Here is a 23,889-nt window from a genome sequence, read left to right on the forward strand (position 1 = left end):
TTAAAGGGGTTTTCAGGGTGAGTCAGCTTAGACATTCTTTTTCAATTACATTACTTGGTAGTGGGGGAGGAGCCGCTAAAGCAGTATTGGCAGTTTTAAATCAAACTGTGGCGAATATAAATGATCCCATCTATTCTATGATAAAAGATTTAAAGTTTCATCTCGTTGATATAAAGCAAAAGGAAAAAAGCTATTATGACGAATTATTTCCGAATTTAAAGGGGAAATTCTTTCTTCATGAAATGGATCTTCAAAATACAATACTGTTTAAACAGCATTTGCAGAAAACGGATGCTGGTGTAGTTATCGACGTTTCCGGAGCAGATACGATTCGTATACTTAGTTGTTGTAATGAATTAGGTATTTCGTATGTAAATTCAGCTTTGGAGAATGAGCAGGTGGATCAGGATGATAGCTTAAAGGGGTTTCAGCTTACAGAACGTTATACGAGATTTGAAAAGGAAAAAAATAATTTTACAAATACAAGAGCTATCATAGGATCGGGAATGAATCCTGGTGTTGTTCAATGGATGGTTGTACAGCTTATGAAAGAACAACCGGGAAAAAAACCACGTGCGTGTTATATTATAGAGCATGATTATTCTTTCTTTGCAGACCAAAGTCTTATAAAACCTAATACACTTTATGCTTCATGGGCGGTAGAACGTTTTCTTGATGAAGCAATATTAAGTTATCCAATGTATGTGAGTCATCATCGGCCCATCTATTTTTATGAGGATGTATATGCTTCGGAATATAAAGTGAGATTAGGAGAGAAAGAGTTTCATGGTTGCCTAATGCCACATGAAGAAGTTCTGATTCTTGGTAAAACATTTGATATGGAAGTGGGTTTTCTTTATCGTATTAATGAATATACAACAGATTTAATTCGAAAAAATCTAGATGATGTGGATAAATTATGGAATTGGAATCGAAAAGTTTTTAATCCAGCAGAGGAAGAAATAGCCGGAGAAGATTTAGTTGGTGTGTTACTTGTCTATGAAGACAATGAAAAATATATGTACAATGTAATGAATAGTAGTGAAGTTTTCCAGAAATATAAGACAAACGCGACTTATTTTCAAGTTGGTTGCGGAATCTATGCTGGTTTGTCCAGTTTACTGCTAGATATATTTTCACCAGGTGTGTATTATGTTGAGGAATTATTACTTAATACAAAAAGTAAGTATGGTGAATATTTACATGTTTATATGAAAGATTTTGTGATGGGTGATAATTCATTTACGGATGGATTGCTTCATGAGCGGGTGAAGTGGATATAATTTATCCCGCCATTTGTGGGCAGTAAGACCTCCACCTCAAACTTCAGCGAAAGCGAAGAGGTTAGGTGATGGATCAACTGACTGTAAAAACCAGATTGGTGAGGACTAATAATCAGTGTGGAATGAGGCTTCCACTGATTAAGGTTTCATTTTGTGTAATTGTTAACAGGGGGAGTTTGTTCACTCCCTCTTTTAGTGTTATGGTATGAAAGGAAGTTAGAATAAAAATAGTATAGCCATTTTATATAGGATAATACTACTAGAAATTTCACATGACGTAAAAGTTAGATAGAAATGACTTTAAAGGGCTTTACTCAAATTCAAAAAGAGCGCAATCTAGCTGATAATGCTAGTTATGATATTATGCTGCAGGAAATTGAGAGAATCAATGGATTTGTTAGTGAGTTAATGTTACTTGGAAAACCGAAACCAACAATGTATCAATTATGTGATATGCGAAAAGTTCTGTTATATGTTGTTCATTTGATGGAAAGTTATGCAATGCAGTACGCTGTAAAAATACATATACAAGTAGATGAGGTGTTACCTGATATAAAGGGTGATGAAAAACAATTAAAGCAAGTCTTATTAAATCTTGTGAAAAATGGGATTGAATCGATGATGCATGGTGGAGATTTGAGAATTTCTGCCTATAAAACGTATGGATAGCGAAAGAATAGAGAGACTTGGAAAGTCTGTTTATACGACAAAGGAAAATGGAACTGGTCTTGGTTTAATCATTACAAATAAAATTATTGAAGAGCATCAAGGGATGATTCAATTCAAAAGTAACATTGGCACAGGGACAAAAGTAGAAGTGACATTGCCAACTATATAGAATTTAAAGACAAGAGTACTTTTCAGAAAAGTGCTCTTGTTGTGTAAATATAAACATTTTATAAAAAGCTTCAAGAATGCTTTTTTTTATAAAAAACTTAGTTTATAATGGAGGAAAATATCGACATGTAGTTTTATTACTCATGTACCGGTTTGTAGTTTTTACTTGTATGAATGTTTATATTGAATTGGGTTTTATGTGAATTAAAAAAGAGGGGTGCACATGCATCCTTTTTTCTATGCTGATATTATGACAGAGGTGGTACGATGGAACTAACATTAAATTCGACCGTATGTTTACACACTATTCAATTTCGAAAAGATCAAAAGAATTATATTGTAAAGGATACAATTACAGGAGAAAAATATGAAATGCCGCCACTTTGGATTGATGCACTTGCAATGATGCGTGACGGATTTTTATTGGGAGAAATTGAAGAAAAGCTAAAGGAAGAGTATCCAAAAGAAGAAGTGAATATTCTAGAATTTACGAGGCAATTGTTAGAACTAGAGCTTGTCGGAATGGTTGATGGAAAAGAAATTATTTGTAAGAAAAAGAAAGATAAAGATTATTTTGCATGGGTTCGTCCTCGGATTGAACAGTTTTTTCTTAATTTAAATCGAAAATATCGAAGCAGAGGTCAATGATGATCTCTGCTTTTTTGTTGCAAGAATAAAAAATAGGTATTCACCCAATTGAAGCGTCGTGCATATTGTAATTTATGTAAGTAGACTGCTATAAAGGAGTGAGGGCAGTGACAGGGAAAATTTTAAATTATTATGCTGGAGGAAATACCGCGAGAGGTTTTTATAGTTTATATGAGGAAAATGTAAGGGGATTGGAAAGACTTTTCATTTTGAAAGGTGGTCCAGGGACAGGGAAATCCTCATTGATGAAAGCAATTGGGCGTGAGTGGGTTGGAAGAGGATATGATATTGAACTGTTACATTGTTCGTCTGATAATAAATCCATCGATGGTGTTATTATTCCAAAATTAAAAGTAGGAATTGTAGATGGAACAGCACCACATGTCATTGAGCCAAAAATACCTGGAGTTGTAGAGGAATACGTGAACTTAGGAGTTGCATGGGATTCAGAGAAATTACGAAAACATAAAGGTGAAATTACACATTATATTTCTGAAGCGAGCGATGCATTTCAATCAGCGTATGCTTGTTTTAAAGAGGCGTTAGCTATACATGATGATTGGGAGAGAATTTATATTGATAATATTGATTTTCAAAAAGCGAATGAATTAACAAAGCAGCTTATACAAAAGTTATTTGCAGATAACAAAGGAAAACAAGCGGTGGTAAAGCACCGTTTCTTAGGGGCAGCAACACCAAAAGGGGCGGTTGATTTCGTTCCAAATTTAACAGAAGATATCCCGCATCGTTATTTTATAAAAGGACGCCCGGGTTCAGGAAAATCAACGATGTTAAAAAAATTAGCAGGGGCAGCGGAAGAGAAAGGATTTGAAGTTGAAGTATATCATTGCGGCTTTGATCCAAATAGCCTAGATATGATTATTGTAAGAGAATTAGGTTTTGCGATCTTTGACAGCACCGCGCCACATGAATATTTTCCAGAGCGAGAAGGTGATGAGATTATTGATATGTATGATCTCATCGTTACGCCAGGAACGGATGAAAAATATGCAACAGAAATTCGGGATGTTTCCATTCAATACAAAACAAAAATGAGTGAAGCAATGTCGTTCTTAGCGAAGGCAAAAGCAGTTCGAGATAAATTAGAACGGATTTATATTGCTGCGATGGATTTTACAAAAGTAGATATGTATAAAAATGAAATTCAGGGTGAGTTTGAGCGAATTGCAAAGCTTGTTAGCGAGCAACAAAAATGAAATGTTTATAGAGCTGCCAGGGAAGGCCTAGCAGCTTCCTTTTAAATTTAGTTATGATACATACTATAGAGTTACTGAGATATTGATGTTAAAAGTAGAATAACACGCCAATAATAAGTAGATTATATTTGTCGAATTTCCAGGGAAATGATCAGAAAATGAGGATGATATATATGAGGGATAAAATTCAATTAGAATTACAGAAAATTGAAAAAGAGAACAATGTGAAAATTTTATTTGCTGTCGAATCTGGAAGTCGTGCATGGGGATTTCAGTCGAAAGATAGTGATTATGATGTTAGATTTGTATACATTCATTCAGTAGACTGGTATTTATCTATTAATGAAAAACGTGATGTGATTGAGTATCCAATTAGTGATGCTTTAGACATAAGCGGTTGGGATATTAGAAAAGCTCTGCAGTTATTTGCAAAATCAAATCCAGCACTATTAGAATGGATCCGTTCTCCAATCTTTTATTCTAAGAACTCTGATCTTCCAGAGCGTCTACAGAAAATGAGCGAAAATGATTTTGATCCTAAAGCAACGATGTATCACTACTTACATATGGCTTCAAAAAACTATCGTGAATTTCTACAAGGAGAGAGTGTGAAGTTGAAAAAGTACTTCTATGTATTGCGTCCTATTTTAGCTTGCAAATGGTTAGAAGAGAAAGGGACATTGCCGCCTGTAGAATTTGAACGATTCATTACTGAATTGTCGCTAGAACAAGAGCTTTTTGATGAAATTGAAGATTTACTTCTAAAGAAAAAGGATGGTGTTGAGTTAGACACTGGTCCGAAGATTATCGTATTAAATGAATTTTTAGAGGGGCAGATAAAGTATTATCAAGAGTATGTGAAAGGTATTGAAAAGGGAAAGGGCATTGAGGTTGAGAGGTTGAATGGCTTGTTTCGGGATATGTTATTTGAGAAAGAGCACCAGTAGATTGGTGCTCTGTTTGTTTTAGTTAACTTTATTCTCCATCAACCCGTTTTAAGGGCTTATCTGCCGGCCCCTCAATTACATCTCCTTCAATTGAAAAGCGTGATCCATGACAAGGGCAATCCCACGTACAATCACCGCTATTCCATTCTACTTCACAGCCAAGGTGTGTACAGGTCGTATCAACAATATGCAATTTTCCTTCGTTGTCTTTATAAGCGCCTGCACGTTTTCCATGTACTCTTACAACGGCACCTTCACCATTTTCAAGATCTTCTGGTTTACGCAGAGCAAATTCTAACTTGCCTTCGATCAAATGTTTTGCTACATCAAGGTTTTGAGAAACAAATGTTTTTATATCTGGATCTGCATGGAATCGTGATGGGGCAAAGAGTTCTTTATACGGGTTATCTATTTTTGTAATAGAGTCCTTTAGTAGTTGAGCTGCAGCAGTTCCTGTTGTCATCCCCCATTTTCGATAACCTGTTGCAACGAATATATTTGGATTATTTTCATTAATATGGCCGATGTAAGGTAGTTTATCTAGGGTAATTAAGTCTTGTGCTGACCATCTGTAAGGGATTGCATCTATTCCAAATATTTCTTCTGCGAAAGAGTGCAATGCTTCATAATGAAGCATTGTATTGATTCCTTGTCCTGTTTTATGACTTTCACCCCCAACAAGAATAATTTTTTCTCCATTTACTGTTGTGTAACGTAAGGAGCGTGTAGGAGTGTCTATGCTTAAATACATGCCTCCGGGATAATCTTTTTTTGCTTTTATAGCTAGAACGTAGGAACGTTCTGCATACATTCTTGTGAAGAAAAAGCTATTTGCATCATAGAAAGGAAAATGAGAACAGGAGACGACATATCCACATGTAATACGATGGCCATCTTTTGTAATGACTTGCGGATAGAATCCTTTCTCGATATCGATTGCAGTGGTTTGCTCATAGATTGTTCCGCCTGCTTCAATAAACTGTTCAACAAGGTTCTTTAAATAATGAAGAGGATGGAACTGTGCTTGTTTTTTCATAACAAGTGCTCCCTGAACTGAGATAGGAAGTGGAATGGACTCTACATAGTCACAAGGAATATTTAGTTTTTTATAAGCTTCATATTCTTTGGTTAATTTCCGTAATCCGTCATTGCAAGTTGTATATAAGTAGGCGTCTTCTTCAGTAAAGTCACAATCAATGTTATTTGTTCGGACTGTTTCTTTTATAAATTGCAATGCTTTTTCGTTTGCCTCATAGTATAGGCGCGCTTGATCAGCTCCAAAATGATCAATGAGCTCATCATAAATGAGATCGTGTTGTGCAGTGATTTTTGCAGTCGTATGGCCTGTCGTTCCATTTAAAATATTTCCGGAATCGATTAAAACAACTTTCATGCCCTCTTTTGCAAGTAAATAAGCAGTTGTGATGCCTGTAATTCCAGCACCAATAATTGCAACTTCTGCTTTTATACTTTCTGATAGCTTGGGGAAAATAGGGAATGAAGTAGAATCGCGCCAGTACGGTTCTGGAAATTGGGGAAATGAATTGTTTGTCATCGTATGTCCCTCCTGTTTTAAAATAATTTACTACTTATTTTTTCCAATTTATATAAAATTCATGTAGCTTATTTTCAATCTAGGAGAAGGAGATACTGTACAGTGAACAGAAGAAATTAAGAATAAGTTTTAAATATTTACAAAACATAAATATTATTCTAATATAATAAAAATGAGTATTCCTTTATAAGGTTATTTTAAATGACAGTCGATTCTATCAAGAATTATTGATGTTCATATATAAGCTTTTCTTGAGTGAAGCAGACTTTCTTATATGTAAAAGTATTTATATATATAATGGATAAAAGCTTATAAAACCTATGCTTTTCCTTTGGTGAAATAAAATATTATTATAAAAATATAACCACATTTTATTACTAGGTCATAAAAATTATTGACAATATGGAAAGTCTATTGATATGATTCATCATGTGGAAAGGTTGATAAAGAGTAAAAAGAGAAATGTTTTTCATTGATAATAAAAGCGAAAATGAGTGACGATAGAGTGAGTATGATTTACTTATTATAAATGCTTTTTGTAATTAACTAGTATTATCAATCTGGAAACAAGAATTGATTTATGCAAGTTGCGTAAGCGCGGCATAAGAAAGGGGCAAAAGGATGAAGGAGCTTCATACGTTTGGATGGTATGCAGCACGTGTATCGCCGCATTTGCCAAAAAAAGCATTTAAACCAGTTCCAACTCGTTTGTTTGGTGGACTGGCTTATTTGCTTGTGGCGGTAGCTGGGTTAATAGCGATTGGTTTATTCGATTTGAATGTGTGGGCAAATCTTGGAATTGCAATTGTTCTAGGATTATGTTTTGCTTCACTTGGGTTTTTAGGACATGAAATTTTGCACGGAACCGTTGTAAGAAAAGCATGGCTTCGTGATTTTTTAGGGGCAATTGCATTTATGCCATTATCTACAGGACCGAAATTGTGGAGAAAATGGCACAATGCGACGCACCATGTTCATACACAGCATGAAGAATATGATCCTGATGCGTGGCCAACACTTGAAAAGATGAAGAAGAGTAAATTTTTAAGATGGGTGTATCGTATGCCCTTGCATGTACGTTCTTTCTTCAGTTTTCTGTCACTAACAATTCAATTTACAATACATTCGACTCGTATGTTCTTTCATTTTATAAAAGAATTTAAGTCATCGAATCAGAAGTCTGTATGGCTTCAACTTCTTTTGCCATGGACGGTTTGGATTAGTTTGCTATTTATTATGGGGCCTACGAAGTGGTTGTTTGCTTATGTGATTCCATTACTCATTGCAAACTTTATTGTAATGGGCTATATTGCAACAAATCACCGTTTAAATCCAATTGTTCCTGTAAATGATCCATTAGCTAACTGTTTATCTGTAACAGTGCCGCGCTGGGTTGATGTTTTGCATTTTAACTTCTCATATCATACGGAACATCATTTGTTCCCTGCTATGAGTTCTAAGTATTACCCATTAGTAAAAGAAAAAATTAAAGAAATGTGGCCGGAGCGTTATCATGAAATGCCGATGACGAAAGCAATGGCAGCACTTTGGAACACACCTCGTGTATATTATCAAGGCAGTGAATTAGTTGATCCTCATAGGGAACATTTCTATGGTTCTTTAGGGAATGGGTTAGACCCTGATAATATTGCATATCGTGAGGAGCATATAGAAGAACAGGAAACTATCAAAAAAGTGAATCCATGATTCTGGAATAGATTATTTAGAACCCTTTAACTATAAAAGCAAGCTACCTAAAAAGTAGCTTGCTTTTTTTAGTTTGTATTTTGATTGTTTTTTTGCATGTAATAGTAACTTTTCATTGATTCCTTTTTCAATCTAATAGATGAAAGGGTTGCTACAATTCTTCCTATAAAGAGACTGCTTTTTCTTTCTCTTTATTTACTTGTATAGAATTACTTTGTTTACGCTGAAGTTTTTTCTCTAAGAGATTTACGAGGTAAGTAAACAAAAGGACGAGTACAAGATAATAGGCACTAACAACAATGTATGTTTCAAGTTGCTTAAAGTTTCCAGCAGCTATAGATAAACCGGATCCCCAAAGCTCAGACATTCCTACGTATGCGACAAGGGAAGAATCTTTTAATCCAATGACAAATTGGTTTCCGAGCGGTGGGATTGATAATCGAAATGCTTGCGGTAAAATGATACGGCGCATAGCGAGTGGATAGGACATTCCTAAAGAACGAGCCGCTTCTAATTGGCCGCGATCGACCGATTGAATGGAGCCACGGAAAATTTCTGTAATATATGCACCGTTATGAATTGCTAAAGCAATGGCACCAGCCCAAAATGAAGACAGAACGATAATAGACGTAATGCCGAAATAAAGAATCATGATTTGAACGATTAATGGTGTGCCTCGGATAACAGCAATATATATGTGTGCAATACTATTTAAAATTTTATTATTGGAAATACGAAAAAAGGCGAATAGAAGTCCGATTAATGAACCAAGTAATAATGAAGTTAATGTTAATTGTAAAGTCATGACAATTGCTTTTAGAAATGTTGGATATGTAGATATGAAAATTTCAATCATCAACGTCACCTCAATATAGAATTTATTTTAGGAAATAGATGCAAATACCCCACGGCTGAGGTGGGGCATCGCTTATGGATTAAAAATGATTTGTTTTTTAGAAGGGTAAATCATTTTATTTTGTCTTTTCCTCTTCTCCAAGAATATTTTTTCCAAACCATTTTTTACTGATTTTTTCATATGTGCCATCTTTAATAATTTCCTCTAATGCTTTGTTTACTTTCTTCACCATCTCTTTATCATCTTTGCGAATTGCAATTCCCATTTCCTCAAGATTTAATGGTTTGCCAGCTTCTTTTATATTTGATTTTCCTTCTTTTATCATACGAAGACCAACCATTTGATCCGTAATAACAGCATCTACTCGGCCTGGTTCCAAATCCATAAGAGCTGTAATGTCACTGTCGTATTCTGTGATTTGATCTGTATGTTTTTCCACAAGTGTTTTAAATGTACTAGCTTTTACAACACCGATTTTTTTTCCTTTTAAGTCTTCTACTGAAGAAATGGAATTGTTCTTTTTAGCTACGAAAATTTGTGCACCAGAGCGATAGTATGGATTCGTAAAATTAACGGCTTTTAGGCGGTCTTCTGTAATTGCCATACTTCCTAATATGACGTCATATTTTTTTGCTTTTAGACCTTGAATCAATGTTTCCCAAGGGTTTGTAACTGGAACAGGCTTCATTCCCATTTTTTTTGCGAGTGCCTCACCAATTTCGACATCAAAACCAACTAGTTTTCCGTCATTTTCTTTGAAATTAAAAGGTTTATATAAGCCGCTCATTGCGTAGCGAAACTCTTTCCCTTCATTTGTTGAAGTTTCCTTACTACAGGCTCCAAGGACGAAGGATACACATAGTGTAATTGCTGCAAAAACAGTAAGTATTTTCTTTCTCATCAAAACCCCTCCTATATATTCATCCTGCACATACGGGGTAAACAGCCGTATCTTAATTGCTATGGAAAGTTTCCATGGGTGGGGCAATTAGGCCACCCGTATGAGTTTTAATGGTTTAAGTATTCGTGGGGAGAGAAGTCCCTCTCTATAAAATGTTTCGTAAAAACTGTTTTGCTCTCTCATTTGACGGTGCTGAAAAAAATTGTTCTGGTGGTGCATCCTCTACAATTTGTCCATTATCCATAAAAATGACGCGATCTGCTACATCCCGTGCAAAGTTCATTTCATGGGTGACGATTACCATTGTCATTCCTTCACCAGCAAGCTCTTTCGTAACTTGGAGTACTTCTCCAACAAGTTCAGGATCAAGAGCAGATGTAGGTTCATCAAATAGCATGATTTTAGGATTCATTGCAAGTGCGCGTGCGATCGCAACACGTTGTTTTTGTCCACCAGATAAAAGGTGAGGTGTCACGTTTGCTTTGTCTTGTAATCCAACCTTTTGTAATAGGTCGGTTCCAATTTCTTTCGCTTTTGTTTTGTCCATTTTTTTCACATGAATAGGTGCTTCTATGATGTTTTCTAATGAGGTCATATGTGGAAAGAGGTTAAAATGTTGAAATACCATTCCAACATTTTCGCGGACTTTGTTTAAGTTTGTACTTTTAGGATTAATTCGTTTCCCTTGTAAGTGAATTTCTCCTTCATCGTACATTTCTAAAAAGTTGAGACAACGAAGTAAAGTGCTTTTTCCTGAGCCGCTCGCGCCAATTAAAACAACAACTTCTTTTTCTTTTACTTCTAAATTGATCCCTTTTAAAACGTCTAATGAACCAAATGACTTTACTAGATTTTGAACTTGAATCATACCAATCCCCCAGTCAAATTTGTATTTTACAAATGTTTTCCCTTATTTTTGTTATTAGTCATAAAGTGCCAAAACCCTTTATTTTTTGCGAAAAACATTGTCTAGAGGACGTGAAATTAGGAAGATGATTCGGTTAGTAAAGTGATAAAAAGAGGCTTTGAAGAAAATAAAAAAGTGAGAGAAATTTATATTTTATTTATGGAAGGGAGGGATGCTTTGTGGGAATCGAAAAACATTACAAGGGTCGTATACTGTTTTTACTTTACGTAACCTTGTAATGTTTGTGCCATAGTAAGTGTTTTGCCAATCTGTAATATCAATATCAGGCCAATTGACATAATCACCTAATGTATAAGGTGCCATAGCATTTCGTAAATCTTTAATCCAACGTATATTTTGTTCTTCCTTATTGTCGCATTTCCAAGATGTAAGGTATTCTTGAGCAATAATTGCTTTTCGATGGAAATAAGCTGTTTCACTTGGAGCAATGTCTTCTACAGCTCCTACGAGTGATTGATGCCAAACGCTCGCTGAAGAATTTGGAGCATGACTAAGAAAATGCTTTAGAACTTGAATCCCTTTAAGCGGAATTGTCTTATATACATAAGAACCAGAACGTTTGAATTTTTCTGGGATGTTACCACTATTAAAGAATTCAACTGCTTGTATATAAGGAACTTCTTCTATGAACAGAGAAGGAGTTCCAGCTTGTAATACAGGTGCCAGTAAATCGAGGAGTTCCGAAGGATGACCAACAAATTCTCCTTTTACTTCAATTTTATTTCTCTGTTTAGAAAATAATTCAATAGATGAAGTAAGACGCTCATCTATATAAGGTGCCCAGTTTTGCCAAGCTTGAAATGCGGTAATAAAGTCTTTCCATTCCCAAGTGAGTGAAAAAATCGAGACGTTTTGAATGGGGTGAACACGAAATGTTAAAGATGTAACAATTCCGAAGTTCCCACCGCCACCGCCGCAGCATGCCCAAAATAAATCAGCGTTTTCTCTTTCGCTGGCACGAATAAATCTTGCCCCTTTTTTACCAACTGCTTGCACCATGTCTATTTCTAATAGTTGATCACAAGTTAATCCAAATAAGCGTGATAACATACCAATGCCACCACCAAGTGTTAATCCAACAATTCCAACGCTGGCGCTGGTGCCAGCTGGTAATGTGACGCCATATTTCCACAGCTCTTTATAAACAGCACCAAGGTCTGCTCCAGCCTCAATGGTTGCTGTTAAGCTGTCCTGCTGGACTATAATTCGATTCATTTCACTTACATCAATAATAAGTCCACGATTCACAAGGGAAAAGTTTTCATAGTTATGGCGACCACTTCGTACACGAAATGGTATATGACGTTCACGTGCCCACTTCAAGGCATTGCATACATCTTGAGTATTTTGACAGAAGACAATTATGCAGGGGAGCTTTGGAAGACTTAAATTTAAGTTTATGCGAGCTACATCATATTCAGGATCTTCTGGAGTTACAATGCGCCCTGTTAATTTTGTTTTTTTCATTATATTGTTCCTTTCCATATGAGATTGGTTCTTATTATTGTATGAGAAAGCTTGTTTAAGAGTGTTTGAATTATAAATAGTATGTATATGAAGAATGAATAGGCTGATTAAAATGTTAGTATATTTTTCTGGGAAATTTAATTGAAATTAGAAACATATGGATGTGTATTCAGCAGTATGTATTTAGTGTTGCCATACTAGATACTATAGAAATTTTTAGCAGTACTCCAACAGAAGTCCCCTTTCTTAAGCACATGCAGGACATAGTCCAGGATGAAATCATATAAGAGGGATAATTATAAACTATGAACGTTTCCGCAACATTTACCTTTATCTCTTTCGAATGGAAATTATAGCAAGATATAATAAAGTTATAATATTCGAAAGGATGTCTTTTATGAAAAAGGAGAAAAGACAACGGCTAATTAAACAATTGATAAGAGAGTGTGAAATAGATACACAAGAGAAATTAGTAGAATTGTTAGAAGAACATGGTGTAGTAGTTACACAAGCAACGATTTCACGAGATATTCGTGAATTAAATTTAATAAAGGTAACCTCTGCAAGTGGATTAACAATATATAAGATTTTTTCAGAAGACAGTTTACAAACGGATATGAAATTAAAGAAAAAAATAAAAGAAGTTGTTGTGAAAATTGATTGTGTAGAGCAATTAACAATCATTAAAACATTACCGGGAAATGCCCATGTTATTGGTGTATTATTGGATTCTTTAGATTGGAAAGAAAAAGTAGGATGTATATGTGGAAATGATACGTGCCTTGTGATTTCTCGATCACAATCGGATAGGAAGGTTCTAGAAGAAAGATTGAAATTGATTATGTAAGTGAAGATCCTATTTCTAATTTTTATTAGAAATAGGATCTTTTTTTGAAATTTTAATATGAATTAGTAAAGGGTTATTCATTATATATACGTAATATATAGCTGTTTTGCAAAATATGGAGCAAAAAACCTTATAAAAATACAAATATATATTATTTTAAAAAATAAATTGTGAAATATTCCACTTGAAAATGTTAGCGCTTTCACAAGAACGGAAGTACGTACCGTTTATTATGTATTTGTAGACATCAAACAAATTTAAAAGGAGGTACAACAAATGAAACATCCGATACATGTTACTTCAGAAATTGGGGAATTACAAACGGTTTTATTAAAACGTCCTGGTAAAGAAGTGGAAAATTTAACGCCAGATTATTTGCAACAATTATTATTTGACGATATCCCATATTTACCAATTATTCAAAAAGAACATGATTATTTTGCACAAACATTACGCAATCGGGGTGTTGAAGTTCTTTATTTAGAAAAACTAGCAGCTGAGGCGTTAGTTGATAAAAAACTTCGTGAAGAATTTGTTGATCGTATTTTAAAAGAAGGACAGACTGACGTAAATGTTGCACATCAAACTTTAAAAGAATATTTACTTTCCTTTTCAAATGAAGAATTGATTCAGAAAATTATGGGTGGCGTGCGGAAAAACGAAATTGAAACTAGTAAAAAAACGCATCTGTATGAATTAATGGAAGATCATTATCCATTTTATTTAGATCCAATGCCAAATTTATATTTTACTCGTGATCCAGCAGCTAGTATAGGTGACGGTTTAACAATTAACAAAATGAGAGAACCGGCACGGAGACGTGAATCATTGTTTATGGAATATATCATTAAACATCATCCACGATTTGCAAGTCATGATGTGCCAGTTTGGTTAGATCGTGATTATAAATTTCCGATTGAAGGTGGCGACGAACTGATTTTAAATGAGGAAACAATTGCAATTGGGGTATCTGCTCGTACTTCAGCTAAAGCAATTGAGCGTTTAGCTAAAAACTTATTTAGTCGCCAAAATAAAATTAAAAAAGTGCTAGCAATAGAAATTCCAAAATGTCGTGCTTTTATGCACTTAGATACAGTGTTTACAATGGTCGATTATGACAAATTTACAATTCACCCAGCTATTCAAGGACCAAAAGGAAATATGAATATATATATATTAGAAAAAGGAAAGGATGAAGAAACTCTTAAAATTACCCATCGTACATCTTTAACTGAAGCTTTAAAAGAAGTGTTAGGTTTAAGTGAATTAGTACTTATCCCTTGCGGAGGAGGAGATGTGATCGCTTCTGCTCGTGAACAATGGAACGATGGATCTAATACATTGGCGATTGCGCCAGGAGTAGTTGTTACATATGATCGCAACTATGTATCTAATGCTTTATTACGTGAGCATGGTATAGAAGTTATTGAAGTACTCAGCTCGGAATTATCTCGCGGTCGTGGGGGTCCACGTTGCATGAGTATGCCGATTGTTCGAAAAGATATTTAGTATAAAAAACGGAGAAAGTAGGGATGAATCATGTTGATGACTAAACCAAACTTAAAAGGAAGAAGTTTTCTTGCTGAAAAAGATTTTACGGAAGAAGAATTATTATACTTTCTAGATTTAGCAGCAGAATTAAAAGAGAAAAAGAAAAATGGTATTCCGCATCGTTATTTAGAAGGTAAAAATGTTGCACTCTTATTCGAAAAAACTTCAACTCGTACACGGTGTGCATTTACAGTAGCTTGTACAGATTTAGGTGCCAACCCTGAATACTTAGGTAAAGGTGATATTCAGCTCGGAAAAAAAGAATCTGTTGAAGATACAGCAAAAGTTTTAGGGCGTATGTTTGATGGGATTGAATTCCGTGGTTTCGATCATGCGACAGTAGAATCTTTAGCAAACAATTCTGGTGTGCCAGTATGGAATGGCTTAACAGATATGTGGCATCCAACACAAACACTTGCAGATTTATTAACAATAAGAGAGCATGTGGGACGTTTAAAAGACGTTAAGCTCGTTTATGTTGGGGACGGGCGGAACAATGTAGCAAATAGCTTATTAGTCGGCGGTGCAATTGTTGGAATGGAAGTCCGTATTTGTACACCAGAATCATTATGGCCAGCACAAGAAGTTATTGATTTAGCAAAAAAATATAATGATCGAGTAATGGTAACAAGTAATGTTCAAGAGGCTGTTGCAGATGCGGATGTAATTTATACAGATGTATGGGTATCTATGGGGGAAGAAGATAAGTTTGCTGAACGTATTGAATTATTGACGCCTTATCAAGTAAATATGCAAATGATTAAAGCAACTGGAAATGAAAATGTGATGTTCTTACATTGTTTACCTGCATTTCATGATGTGGAAACAATGTACGGAGAAGAGATTTATGAAAAATATGGAATAAAAGAAATGGAAGTAAGTGACGAAGTCTTCCGTAGTAAGCATTCAAAAGTATTTGATCAAGCAGAAAATAGAATGCATACAATTAAAGCGGTTATGGCAGCTACTTTAGGAAATATGGAGTAAAGAAGGAAGGTAATCTTCCTTCTTTCTCCTCCTTTAGACACTATCATTCACTATTGTTGTTTTCTTCTTATTGCAATTAAAGAGAGGTGAGTGTAATGGGTGAAGAAAAGAAACTAGGACTATTTACTTTAACAGCTCTTGTCGTTGGTTCCATGATAGGCGGTGGAGCATTTAACTTAGCAAGTGATATGGCAAAAGGCGCTGGTGCGGGAGCCATTATTATCGGTTGGGTTATAACAGGGATTGGGATGATTGCTCTTGGATTATCATTTCAAAATTTAACTGTAAAAAGACCAGATTTAGATGGTGGTATTTTTAGTTATGCAAAAGCAGGATTTGGTAATTTTATGGGATTTAATAGTGCCTGGGGATATTGGCTATCTGCTTGGCTTGGTAATGTAGCTTACGGTACATTATTATTCTCTTCATTAGGTTATTTTTTCCCAGTTTTTGAAGGTGGACAAAATGTAGCTTCGATTATTGGAGCGAGTATATTGCTATGGTGTGTTCACATGCTAATTTTACGTGGGGTACAATCAGCAGCACTTGTAAATTTAGTAACAACAATTGCAAAATTAGTGCCTGTATTTGTCTTTATTGTTGTAGGAATTTTCGCCTTCCATATTGATATTTTCTTAGATGGTTTTTGGGGACAAGCTGGTTCCTTTTCTTGGGGAGCAGTAGGTAGTCAAGTTAAGAGCACAATGCTTGTAACTCTTTGGGTATTTATTGGTGTAGAAGGGGCTGTTGTCTTATCAAGTCGTGCGAAAAGCCGAAGCGATGTGGGGAAAGCAACAGTCATCGGATTAATTGGTACACTCATCATTTATATCCTACTTACATTACTATCTCTTGGTCTTATGCAACAAGCTGATGTTGCTAATTTGAAAAATCCATCTATGGCGTATTTATTTGAAAGCGTTGTCGGAAAATGGGGCGCTATTTTTATTAACTTAGGTTTAGTAATTTCTGTATTAGGTGCTTGGTTAGGATGGACGCTACTCGCATCTGAAATTCCATATTTAGCTGCTAAAGACGGAGTGTTTCCAAAGTGGTTTGCGAAAGAAAACAAAAACAAAGCTCCTATAAATTCATTATGGATAACAAATGGTTTAATTCAAATTTTCTTATTAACATTTGTTGTTTCAGATCAAGCATATAATTTTGCATTTTCTCTCGCGTCCTCTGCTATTTTAATTCCGTATGCTTTTTCAGCATTCTATCAATTTAAGCACAGTTTACAATCTAAAGAAAAAGATCGAACAAAAAATATAATCATTGGTTTGGTAGCAAGTATTTATGGAATTTGGTTAGTGTATGCAGCTGGCTTAGATTACTTATTACTAACAATGACATTATATGCGCCTGGTATTTTCATCTTTTACAATGTTCAAAAGCAAACGAATCCAAAACAAATATTTACTCGTGTGGAACTGGCATCCTCTGTAGCTATTGGTGCCTTAGCATTTTTCGCGATTTATGGATTAATTACAGGGAGTATCACTTTATAAAATTTTGTGAAACTGAATTAATTGGAGGGTTGAAATATGACACGAAGAAAAATCGTAGTTGCACTAGGGGGAAATGCTATACAATCTGGAAATGCTACTGCCGAGGCGCAGCAAGAAGCATTAGAAAGAACAGCAGAACAACTTGTTAAAATTATGGAAAATAACGTTGATATTGTTATTGCACATGGAAATGGCCCGCAAGTAGGTAATATTTTATTGCAACAAAAAGCAGCAGATACCGAAAAAACACCGGCAATGCCGTTAGATACTTGTGGTGCAATGAGCCAAGGGATGATCGGATATTGGATGGAAAATGCAATTGAAAAGGCTTTGAAAAAGCGTAAAATAAAAAAAGAAGTAGCCACGGTTATAACACGTGTTGTCGTGGATGAAAAGGATGAGGCATTCCGAAATCCAACAAAACCAATTGGGCCTTTCTATACAGAAGAAGAAGCAAGAAAGTTAATGGAAGAAACAAAAGCTGTATTTAAAGAGGATGCAGGAAGAGGATGGAGACGCGTTGTGCCATCACCAAAGCCTGTGAGCATTCACGAGCATAAAGTAATCAATTCATTAGTTGAAGGTGGAAATATAGTCATTGCTGTTGGAGGTGGAGGAATCCCCGTTATTGAGTCTGAGGAAGGGTTAAAAGGTACTGAAGCTGTCATTGATAAGGACTTTGCAGCTCAAAAGTTAGCAGAACTAGTAGATGCTGATACACTTGTGATTTTAACGGCAGTTGATTATGTTTATGTGCATTTTAATCAGCCTAATCAAAAGAGATTAGAGGCAGTTACAGTCGATGAATTAGAAGGGTATATACAGGAGAAACAATTTGCAGCAGGTAGTATGCTTCCAAAAATTGAAGCTGCTATTAGTTTTGCAAATGCAGATCCAAAGCGAAAAACAATTATTACTTCATTAGAAAAAGTATATGAAGCGTTAGAAGAAAAAGCTGGTACGATTATTTCTAAGCAGGACGTATATGCTTGTGTATAAACATAGCTCTTCTATTACTAGTAATTTCAAAAAGAATGAGGTAGCAACTTCATTCTTTTTTTGTTTGTTAATTTTTGGATAAAACGTTCATAAAGTATTCATGATAAACAAAAGCTGTGTAAGTTAAGTGTGATAAAATAAAATTGAATACGCTTTCTCGATGTTTCACTCCGATATATAGCAAGAGAGAAGGAATTTTATGAACAGACGGAACGTAGTTAAAGACTTGAAGCAGTTTGAATTATTTTCTCATGTAACAGATACAAAATTAAAAAGCCTATCAGAGTTTGTTTATTGGCGAACTTATAAGAAAGGTCAGTTTTTATTTTTAGAAGGTGATTCAAGAGAAAGAATTTATTTTATGCTAGATGGTTTTGTAAAGTTAGAGCGAGTAAATCAAAACGGGAATTTATTATATGAAGACTATGTAAAGCGACTTTCTATTTTCCCTTATGGTGGTATGTTTACAGACAATGCATATAATTATACAGCGGAAGCAATGACAGATGTGGATGTTTACTATATTCCTACAGTGATTTTTGAAGATATGGTAAAAGCAAGTCGGACACAGCTAATGTACGTTGTTCAGCAGTTATCCTCTATATTAAAAATTAACGAAAATCGGGTGCAAAATATTACAATCCCAAATGCACAAGATCGTGTTATCCAGACATTAAATTATTTAATGAATGATTTAGGAGAACAAGATGGTGAGGAAATTGTAATCGCATGTCCACTTACAACAATTGAAATTTCAAAGATATCTGGAACATCTCGAGAGACTGTTAGCGGTGTATTAAAACAATTGAAAAATGATAGTATTGTTACGGTTCTAGGTAAAAAAATTACTATACATAATCCAACGTACTTTGAGGAAATTTCGATGTGAAAACTTCATATTGTATATTAATAGAGTTCTTTATATATTTATAAGGAACTTTTTTATGTTATTCCCTATAAAAAGATTGTATATTCCGATAATGTTAGCTAAAATCGATAATAAAAAACAAAGGAGAAGGGAGAAAGAATGATTCGGATTGAATATGATCGATTAGTAGCCATTTTTTACAGTGTCGGAGTATTACTATTAATAAAAATGCCAAATGATAATGAATTAATTGGAGAAAAATTATTTCACGCATACGGGATTCCAGTAGATACATATATTTATATGGGGTATAAGATTTCGAATATCTGGATTTGTTCTTTTGCATTACAAGCAATTTCTTTTCTATTTCTTATAAAGTGGTTAGAAAAGAAGGATTCTAATTGGTTAAAAAAGCTAAATAACATAAAAGTAGTGTGTATGAGTGTCTTGATTATCATAATGCCATTTACTTTAAATGAAATACTTCAAACTCTTGATAAAACATGGCATTACACAGGGAAAAAAGGACTAGAGGCAATTGAATACAAAAAAGAGGATAGCCAATGTACGATGGAGAAAAAGGGGGATAATTTTGAACAAAATTGCGTCGTCACTTTAAAAAATTATCGCAATCATTCACAAGCATTACAACTTGTTTTATATCAAGATGCAAATCAAAAATTAAAGAGTTATCAGGTACCAACACCTATTTACTTACAGCGACATGAAACAAAGCAATTTGAGTTTCAAGTTCCAGTTGTTTATGATGACGTCGTAGTGAAAAATAAAGCACCAAATATTAAATTGCGGTCATTAAATAAAAATCATAAGACAGATAATTAGTTTATGAAAATGAGGTTTGTTATTAGGAGAAAGAATTAGAAATGAAAAAGAAAAGTAAACTTTAGTCATCCAAAATGTTGCGAATAATCGGGCATAAATTGGATGACTTTTTATTTGTAATTAAGACCCACACATCAAAATTCAGGGAACCAACTGTCCGTAAAAGCCCGATTGGTGAGGGCTAATAATCAGTGGGGGATGAAGAATCCCCCACTGATTAAAGTTTCACTTTATTAATGATAAAGGGGAGTGAGAAATTCCCACCAAGTATGTACACCATAAAAATATGTAAGGTTAATGAAATGGAGTATTGTTTCTTAAAGAAAAGTAGATATTTAGTAATAAGATGAAATTTCTCATTGCAAACTCTCTATATTTTGTTATGATAGTGTTACGAAAACGTTTGCATAAATTTTTAAGATGGATGCAAAAGGAGAGAATTATTATGAATAAAACATGGTGGAAAGAAGCTGTCGCTTATCAAATTTATCCACGTAGCTTTATGGATTCCAATGGTGATGGTATTGGAGATTTACAAGGTATTATTACAAAACTTGATTATTTAAAGGATTTAGGTGTCGATGTAATTTGGATTTGTCCAATGTATAAATCACCGAATGATGATAATGGTTATGATATTAGTGACTATCAAGACATTATGGATGAATTTGGTACAATGGCTGATTTTGATGAATTACTAGATGAAGTGCATAAACGTGGTATGAAGCTCATTATTGATTTAGTTATTAATCACACGAGTGATGAACATCCTTGGTTTATTGAATCGCGTTCGTCTAAAGATAATCCAAAACGTGATTGGTATATTTGGCGCGATGGTAAGGATGGAGAAGAGCCAAATAATTGGGAAAGTATCTTTAGCGGTTCTGCTTGGGAATATGATGAAGTAACAGATCAATATTTCTTACACATATTCTCACGTAAACAACCAGATTTAAACTGGGAGAATGCACAGGTCCGTGAAGTTTTATATGATACTGTAAACTGGTGGCTAGATAAAGGAATTGATGGTTTCCGTGTAGATGCAATCAGTCATATCAAAAAAGAAGAAGGCCTAAAAGACATGCCAAATCCAAAAGGGTTAAAGTATGTGCCTTCTTTTGATAAACATATGAATGTAAATGGAATTCAGCCACTTTTAGAAGAGTTGAAGGAGAATACATTTTCAAAATACGATATTATGACTGTTGGGGAAGCCAATGGTGTCAAAGTTGAAGATGCTGATCTTTGGGTTGGAGAAGAAAACGGTAAATTTAATATGGTATTTCAGTTTGAGCATTTAAGTTTATGGGATGCAGAAAAGAAAAAGGAACTTGATGTTGTGGAACTGAAAAAGGTGTTAACGAAGTGGCAAAAAGGTTTAGAAAATAAGGGATGGAATGCGTTGTATATTGAAAATCATGATAAACCACGGATTGTTTCTACGTGGGGAGATGATAAACAGTATTGGCGTGAAAGTGCAACAGCTTTAGGAGCAATGTACTTCTTTATGCACGGAACACCGTTTATTTATCAAGGACAAGAAATTGGTATGACAAATGTTCAATTCCAAAATATTGAAGATTATGATGACGTAGCAATTAAGAATTTATATCGCGAGAAAATTGCAGAAGGCGTATCACATCAAGAAATGATGGAAATTATTTGGGCATCTTGTCGTGATAATTCACGTACACCAATGCAATGGAATGATGAAGAAAACGCTGGTTTTACAACAGGGAAACCGTGGTTTGGAATGAATCCAAATTATAAAGAAATTAATGTTCAAAAGCAGCAAGTAGAGACTAGTTCTATTTTTAATTTCTATAAAAAGATGATTGCACTAAAAAAAGAGCATGATGTATTTAATTATGGCACATATGATTTGATTTTAGAGAATGATCCGCAGGTTTATGCGTATACGCGTACGTTAAATGATGCAAAAGTTGTTGTGATTAGTAATATATCTAAAGAAAATGCTGTGTATAATGAGGATACATTCTCTTTAGAACGCAAACGTTTGCTTTTAAATAACTATGAAGTAGCGGAACATAATAAATGTACTACAATTACTTTAAAACCTTATGAAACAAGGGTTTATCGTATTTCTTAATAAAAAAAGATGCTCTCGTAGCATCTTTTTTTATGAAAAATAATAAATTTATATTGCAATATGAAAACGCTTTTATTAAAATAGATTTATGAAAACGTTTGCGTTAAAAAAGGTATCGTTTTCGTAGGCAAAAAGAAATTATTATCTATATTACTAGGGATTTTATAAATAAAGAGGAGGAAAAAACAGATGAAAATTACGTCTTTTGATTTTTGGCAGAAGTTCGGGAAAGCATTGCTAGTTGTTGTAGCTGTTATGCCAGCTGCTGGCTTAATGATTTCCATCGGTAAGCTAATTGGTATGTCTGCTGGGGATGTAAATGCAGTACATACAATTGCTAGAGTAATGGAAGACATCGGTTGGGCAATTATTACAAACTTGCATATTTTATTTGCAGTAGCAATTGGGGGGTCTTGGGCGAAAGACCGGGCAGGTGGTGCATTCGCAGCACTGTTAGCATTCGTCTTAACGAACCGAATTACGGGAGCTATATTTGGTGTTAACGCTGAAATGTTAACGGATTCAAAAGCGAAAGTTTCTTCATTATTAGCAGGAGATTTACTTGTAAAGGATTATTTCACTTCTGTACTTGGTGCACCAGCATTGAACATGGGAGTATTCGTAGGGATTATTACAGGGTTCTTAGGAGCTACCTTATATAATAAATACTATAACTATAATAAATTACCACAAGCATTAGCGTTCTTTAACGGAAAACGCTTTGTACCGTTCGTTGTAATTGTATGGTCTACAGTTACTGCGATTGCTTTATCACTTTTATGGCCATTTATCCAAAGCGGATTAAATGAGTTTGGTCGCTGGATCGCAGCATCTAAAGATAGTGCACCAATTGTTGCACCATTTGTATACGGGACATTAGAGCGTTTACTATTACCGTTCGGATTACATCATATGTTAACGATTCCTATGAACTATACGGAGCTTGGTGGAACATATACGATGTTAACTGGAGCAAAAGTTGGTCAGGTTGTTGCGGGACAAGATCCATTATGGCTTGCATGGATTACTGATTTAAATAACTTGTTAGCAAAAGGGGATACAAAAGCATATAACGATTTATTAAATAATGTTGTTCCAGCTCGTTTCAAAGTTGGGCAAGTTATTGGTTCAACTGCATCATTAATTGGTATTGCATTTGCGATGTTCCGTAATGTCGATAAAGATAAACGTGCAAAATATAAACCAATGTTCTTATCTGCAGCATTAGCAGTATTTTTAACAGGTGTAACGGAACCAATTGAATTCATGTTCATGTTTATTGCACCAGTATTATATATTGTATACGCGATTACAACAGGACTTGCATTTGCATTAGCGGATTTAATTAACTTACGTGTTCATGCATTTGGATTTATTGAGTTAATTACACGTACACCAATGATGATAAATGCGGGGTTAACAAGAGATTTAATTAACTTTGTTGTTGTGTCAGCGGTATTCTTCGGTTTAAACTTTACATTATTCAATTTCTTAATTAAAAAATTCAATTTACCAACGCCAGGTCGTGCAGGGAACTATATTGATAATGAAGATGAATCAGAAGAAGGCACAACGAATGTAAAAGAGGGTTCATTAGCAACAAAGGTTATTGAACTTTTAGGTGGAAAAGATAATATTGCGGATGTAGATGCTTGTATGACACGTTTACGTGTAACAGTGAAAAATTTAGAAGCTGTTGCACCAGAAGCACAGTGGAAGCAAAACGGTGCTTTAGGTCTCATTGTAAAAGACAAAGGTGTTCAAGCGGTATATGGTCCGAAAGCTGATGTGTTGAAATCAGACATCCAAGATATGTTAGGTGCATAA

The 23,889-nt window shown here is 34.7% G+C and carries 19 protein-coding genes and 1 pseudogene; 15 read left to right on the forward strand and 5 right to left on the reverse strand.

Annotated elements, in window-relative coordinates; translation table 11 throughout:
- The first annotated feature begins 17 nt into the window (after window positions 1-17).
- From C564_RS0119690 to C564_RS0119710, 5 genes and pseudogenes are all read left to right on the forward strand, one after another.
- Window positions 18-1,283 carry a hypothetical protein gene (locus C564_RS0119690; RefSeq protein WP_018766517.1) on the forward strand — a complete coding sequence of 422 codons (1,266 nt, stop codon included), beginning with the start codon at window positions 18-20 and terminating at the stop codon, window positions 1,281-1,283.
- Window positions 1,284-1,583: 300 nt separating this feature from the next.
- Window positions 1,584-2,121, forward strand: a pseudogene (locus C564_RS32325) (ATP-binding protein); the annotation flags it as partial.
- Window positions 2,122-2,387: 266 nt separating this feature from the next.
- The gene (locus C564_RS0119700; RefSeq protein WP_003194716.1) at window positions 2,388-2,768 is read left to right on the forward strand and encodes a hypothetical protein; all 381 of its coding nucleotides are present in this window, start codon (window positions 2,388-2,390) and stop codon (window positions 2,766-2,768) included.
- 107 nt (window positions 2,769-2,875) lie between these two features.
- Window positions 2,876-3,985, forward strand: coding sequence for a PRK06851 family protein (locus tag C564_RS0119705; protein WP_018766518.1), 1,110 nt, complete (start codon window positions 2,876-2,878; stop codon window positions 3,983-3,985).
- A gap of 173 nt (window positions 3,986-4,158) precedes the next feature.
- Complete coding sequence (locus tag C564_RS0119710) at window positions 4,159-4,932, forward strand: nucleotidyltransferase domain-containing protein (protein WP_018766519.1); 774 nt, start codon at window positions 4,159-4,161, stop codon at window positions 4,930-4,932.
- Window positions 4,933-4,960: 28 nt separating this feature from the next.
- On the opposite strand, the gene C564_RS0119715 is transcribed toward C564_RS0119710, so the two are convergent.
- Window positions 4,961-6,487, reverse strand: a complete 1,527-nt coding sequence (locus C564_RS0119715) for an FAD-dependent oxidoreductase (protein WP_018766520.1) — start codon at window positions 6,485-6,487, stop codon at window positions 4,961-4,963.
- A gap of 621 nt (window positions 6,488-7,108) precedes the next feature.
- Between C564_RS0119715 and C564_RS0119720 the strand changes: the two genes are divergently transcribed.
- Window positions 7,109-8,194, forward strand: a complete 1,086-nt coding sequence (locus C564_RS0119720) for a fatty acid desaturase family protein (protein ID WP_018766521.1) — start codon at window positions 7,109-7,111, stop codon at window positions 8,192-8,194.
- Window positions 8,195-8,357: 163 nt separating this feature from the next.
- Here the strand turns inward: C564_RS0119720 and C564_RS0119725 are convergent, their stop codons facing one another.
- The 4 genes from C564_RS0119725 to C564_RS0119740 form a co-directional block, all read right to left on the reverse strand.
- Window positions 8,358-9,050, reverse strand: coding sequence for an amino acid ABC transporter permease (locus C564_RS0119725; protein ID WP_018766522.1), 693 nt, complete (start codon window positions 9,048-9,050; stop codon window positions 8,358-8,360).
- A 115-nt stretch (window positions 9,051-9,165) separates the two neighbouring features.
- The gene (locus tag C564_RS0119730; RefSeq protein ID WP_018766523.1) at window positions 9,166-9,951 is read right to left on the reverse strand and encodes an ABC transporter substrate-binding protein; all 786 of its coding nucleotides are present in this window, start codon (window positions 9,949-9,951) and stop codon (window positions 9,166-9,168) included.
- 145 nt (window positions 9,952-10,096) lie between these two features.
- Complete coding sequence (locus C564_RS0119735) at window positions 10,097-10,819, reverse strand: amino acid ABC transporter ATP-binding protein (RefSeq protein WP_018766524.1); 723 nt, start codon at window positions 10,817-10,819, stop codon at window positions 10,097-10,099.
- 192 nt (window positions 10,820-11,011) lie between these two features.
- Entirely contained in the window at window positions 11,012-12,346 is a 1,335-nt protein-coding gene (locus tag C564_RS0119740; protein WP_018766525.1) for an FAD-binding oxidoreductase, read from the reverse strand.
- Between the two features lie 397 nt (window positions 12,347-12,743).
- Here C564_RS0119740 and argR point away from each other — a divergent pair, with 397 nt between their 5' ends.
- The 9 genes from argR to C564_RS0119785 all read left to right on the forward strand — a co-directional run bounded on the left by argR (window position 12,744) and on the right by C564_RS0119785 (window position 23,889).
- Window positions 12,744-13,193: an arginine repressor gene (gene argR, locus C564_RS0119745; protein ID WP_018766526.1), complete on the forward strand. Its 450-nt coding sequence runs from the start codon at window positions 12,744-12,746 to the stop codon at window positions 13,191-13,193.
- Between the two features lie 276 nt (window positions 13,194-13,469).
- Window positions 13,470-14,702, forward strand: a complete 1,233-nt coding sequence (arcA, locus tag C564_RS0119750; RefSeq protein ID WP_003194737.1) for an arginine deiminase — start codon at window positions 13,470-13,472, stop codon at window positions 14,700-14,702.
- Window positions 14,703-14,732: 30 nt separating this feature from the next.
- Window positions 14,733-15,731: an ornithine carbamoyltransferase gene (argF, locus tag C564_RS0119755; protein ID WP_026008635.1), complete on the forward strand. Its 999-nt coding sequence runs from the start codon at window positions 14,733-14,735 to the stop codon at window positions 15,729-15,731.
- A gap of 95 nt (window positions 15,732-15,826) precedes the next feature.
- Entirely contained in the window at window positions 15,827-17,242 is a 1,416-nt protein-coding gene (arcD, locus tag C564_RS0119760; protein WP_003194740.1) for an arginine-ornithine antiporter, read from the forward strand.
- Window positions 17,243-17,278: 36 nt separating this feature from the next.
- Complete coding sequence (arcC, locus tag C564_RS0119765) at window positions 17,279-18,241, forward strand: carbamate kinase (protein WP_003194742.1); 963 nt, start codon at window positions 17,279-17,281, stop codon at window positions 18,239-18,241.
- A 199-nt stretch (window positions 18,242-18,440) separates the two neighbouring features.
- On the forward strand, window positions 18,441-19,130 hold the full coding sequence (locus C564_RS0119770) for a Crp/Fnr family transcriptional regulator (RefSeq protein WP_018766527.1): 690 nt from the start codon (window positions 18,441-18,443) through the stop codon (window positions 19,128-19,130).
- Window positions 19,131-19,268: 138 nt separating this feature from the next.
- Window positions 19,269-19,952, forward strand: coding sequence for a hypothetical protein (locus tag C564_RS0119775; RefSeq protein ID WP_003194745.1), 684 nt, complete (start codon window positions 19,269-19,271; stop codon window positions 19,950-19,952).
- 445 nt (window positions 19,953-20,397) lie between these two features.
- Window positions 20,398-22,062: a glycoside hydrolase family 13 protein gene (locus C564_RS0119780; protein ID WP_018766528.1), complete on the forward strand. Its 1,665-nt coding sequence runs from the start codon at window positions 20,398-20,400 to the stop codon at window positions 22,060-22,062.
- A 189-nt stretch (window positions 22,063-22,251) separates the two neighbouring features.
- Entirely contained in the window at window positions 22,252-23,889 is a 1,638-nt protein-coding gene (locus C564_RS0119785) for a PTS transporter subunit IIBC (protein ID WP_003194749.1), read from the forward strand.

Origin of the sequence: Bacillus sp. 105MF (assembly GCF_000374885.1) — a bacterium.
Taxonomy (GTDB): domain Bacteria; phylum Bacillota; class Bacilli; order Bacillales; family Bacillaceae_G; genus Bacillus_A; species Bacillus_A pseudomycoides.